Raw genomic sequence first — 3,095 nt, forward strand, 5'->3', positions numbered from 1 at the left:
AGTACCCCTGAGTTCTGATTCATTTCAAAGGCAGTTCAGTGGCAACCCTCTGGTTACAGAGGTTATGCATTTATGATACGAATTCAGGAAACATCACTCTTTCCTGAGCTGAGGGATAGCCTTGGAACTTTTTAAAACTTTTGTCCTCTAAAAGTTCCAAGCAAATGAATCATGAGAATCAAACAAGGGATATCATGTAATGGATCAAATCAAGCTTAGTGTTTTTTCAGCACTATCACATTCATGGTACAGACATTCAGAATCCTTACTGCTAATCAGGGCTATAAAATGCCTTGTTAATGGTATCAAGGCATTGTTTGGTCGTTATTCTGTCAGCGTTTTATACGGTAACACCCAACAGCTGATGAAAGAACATCCAAATGCACGGTTTACCCAAATACTCCATAAACCATTAAGTGCTTATAACATTAGCATCCCGTCAGCCTGCAAGCACCCAACCGGCTATGTTTCCAATAAGACAGACAAACTGCATGATGAAGGGCGTAGGCTTCAGGTTAAACTCGCTTTCAAGCAGGATGGCAGTGTTGTCCCAATCCCCATGTATAACTCCGATAATACCTGCTCCCCCATATGCCTTAATGGTAAAGCCCACCGCTCTGATACTGACACCAAAGCACCCGGAGCAAAAATTGTCTGCCGACATTTCGCCTGGGCTTATGCCACAAAAGTGTTTGGTCGGGGAAAAGATACTTTTAAAACAATAAACACCCCGGAAAAAATACAAACAACCTTTGCCAATACATATGCTAATCCATCAATGGTTGCGCACCTTCACCCAGAGGGATTAGAAGACGGCGCAACTACTGTCAGATCCTATTATGCTGATGGCTATTATTTCCGTGAGGGAAAGTTTTCAGAGGCTCTTACGAGGCTGGTAGAAAAGTACTGGAATATGGCTTGTGGCGATGAAAAGAATTTTCTTATTGATTCACGAGGTGATGAATTAGAATCCCACCATATGGCCCTGAGATTAAAGAAACAGGATGGATGCATGAAGGTTATTTTTTACGACCCTAACGCTACACTCATGCACAAAACAATCCTTCTCTCGGAACCCGGTTTGGCTGCACACATTACCGGCGAAGATCTCGGGGCAAGCTACCTCTTTGATGGAGCACTTGTTAATATTGATGACAGGAAAAAGTCGGCTGATAAATGTGATATTCAGTTCTTTGGTGGCTCACCTACCCTGTTGCTTGCAGCACCGGGGCATCTGGATCATCCCTTATTCGGGGCATGATGGAGAAAAGATATTGGTTGATAGATCACCCCATAACTTACCTGGCATTTTTCATAAACCGTGATGCGCGATCCCGGCTGATAAAAAACATACAGCCTCCCAAACATAAAACATCACTCTTTCCTGAGCTGATGGATAGCCGTGGAACTTTTTAGAACTTTTGTACTCTAAAGGTTTCAAGCAAATGAATCATAAGAATCAAGCAAGGGATATCATGTAATGGATCATATCAAGCTAAGTGTATTGTCAGCACTATCACATTCATGGTTTAGACATTCAGAATCCTTACTGCCAATCAGGGTCATCAAATCCCTTGTTAATGGCATCAAAGCACTGTTTGGCCGTTATTCTGTCAGCGTTTTAGACGGTAACACCCAAAAGCTGATGAAAGAACACCCAAATGCATGGTTTACCAAAAGACTCCATAAGCCATTAAGTGCTTATAACATCAACATCCCGTCAGCCTGCAAGAGTTCAACCAGCTATGTTTCCAATAAGATAGACAAACTGCATGATGAAGGGCGCATACTTAAGGTTAAACTTGCTTTCAAACAGGATGGCAGTATTGCTCCAATTCCCATGTATTACTCCATTAAACCCTGGCACTCAAAGTGCCTTAACTGCACAGTACGTCGCTCTGATACTGACACCGTAGCAGCTGGAAGAAAAATAGTCTGCCGACATATCGCCTGGGCTTATGCCACAAAAGTGTTTGGTCGGGGAAAAGAGACTTTTAAAACAATAGATACCCCAAAAAAAATACAATCAACCTTTGCAAATACATCTTTTTTTCCATCAGTAGACGCACACTATATTCCAGATGGTTTGAAAAACATCCGAACTACTCCCAAATCCTTTTATGCCGATGGATATTATTTCCACGAGGGAGCATTTTCTGAGGCTCTTTCGGGGCTGGTAGAAAAGTATTGGAATATACCTGCTGGCGATGAAAAGAATTTTTTGTTTAATACACAGGGTGATTCAAGATTTGGCCACGTAATGGCTCTGAGATTAAAGAAGCAGGATGAATGCATGAAGGTTATTTTTTATGACCCTAACGAAACAATTATGCACAAAACATTCCTGCTCTCGGAACCGGGTTTGGCTGAACACATTACCAGCAAAGATCTACAAGCCAGTTACCGTAACATCTTTGATGGATCACTAACTAATATTGATGACAGGAAGAAATCTGCTGATGAATGTGATGTCCAGTGCTTTGGTGGCTCACCTGACGGCTTGCGATGTGACTCAGAAGCAGGGCATGAACATCATCCCTTATTCAGAGGTAGACGTAATGGTTGACAGATCACCCCACAACTTACCTGGCATTTTTTATAAACCGGGATTAGCGGTTCCGGCTGATCAAAAATATACAGCTTCTCAGACATAAAATAACGCAACCGATGCGGCTGTCAGTGAAGCCAGAGACCAGTTAAAAGCCCTTAAACTTTGCTCATTTTTCAGAAATCGCCTCAATCCTGAGCCAAAAACTACCCAGACTGAACAACAAGGCAGATTGATTAGAGTAAATATCACCCCAACCAGTAAAACAGAAAGCGTGTAGTTATCACCAGGCAATGTAAATACAACAGCGCTACTGACGGCCATCATCAGGGCTTTCACATTCACAAACTGAAAACTGATGGCCTGAAGAAAAGTCATTGGTCTTTTACTGTCCGCCTGCTCTGAAACACTGGCAGCCGTGGCAATCTTCCATGCCAGCCACAATAGATACATGGACCAATGGCACTGACTTAAGCTCACTTCCCTTGGTATTTCTTGAGTCTGCGTGCTTGTGATCTTGGATGTTGGAGCCTTTTATGCGGTTTTG

Annotated in this window: 3 protein-coding genes; 2 read left to right on the top strand and 1 reads right to left on the bottom strand. The window is 42.6% G+C overall.

Annotated features, from left to right (window positions below):
• The first annotated feature begins 199 nt into the window (after window positions 1-199).
• Window positions 200-1,261 carry a ShET2/EspL2 family type III secretion system effector toxin gene (locus ACO6VE_RS24165; protein WP_422464018.1) on the top strand — a complete coding sequence of 354 codons (1,062 nt, stop codon included), beginning with the start codon at window positions 200-202 and terminating at the stop codon, window positions 1,259-1,261.
• 219 nt (window positions 1,262-1,480) lie between these two features.
• The gene (locus ACO6VE_RS24170) at window positions 1,481-2,566 is read left to right on the top strand and encodes a hypothetical protein (protein WP_422464020.1); all 1,086 of its coding nucleotides are present in this window, start codon (window positions 1,481-1,483) and stop codon (window positions 2,564-2,566) included.
• Window positions 2,567-2,644: 78 nt separating this feature from the next.
• Here the strand turns inward: ACO6VE_RS24170 and ACO6VE_RS24175 are convergent, their stop codons facing one another.
• On the bottom strand, window positions 2,645-3,028 hold the full coding sequence (locus ACO6VE_RS24175) for a LysE family translocator (protein WP_422464022.1): 384 nt from the start codon (window positions 3,026-3,028) through the stop codon (window positions 2,645-2,647).
• Between the last annotated feature and the right edge of the window lie 67 nt (window positions 3,029-3,095).

This window comes from Endozoicomonas sp. ALB115, from assembly GCF_049310245.1.
GTDB lineage: Bacteria > Pseudomonadota > Gammaproteobacteria > Pseudomonadales > Endozoicomonadaceae > Endozoicomonas.

Excerpts from the sequence above, each read along its gene's own strand:
- ACO6VE_RS24165 (WP_422464018.1), top strand. The coding sequence starts at position 200 with ATGGATCAAATCAAGCTTAGTGTTTTTTCAGCACTATCACATTCATGG.
- ACO6VE_RS24170 (WP_422464020.1), top strand. The coding sequence starts at position 1,481 with ATGGATCATATCAAGCTAAGTGTATTGTCAGCACTATCACATTCATGG.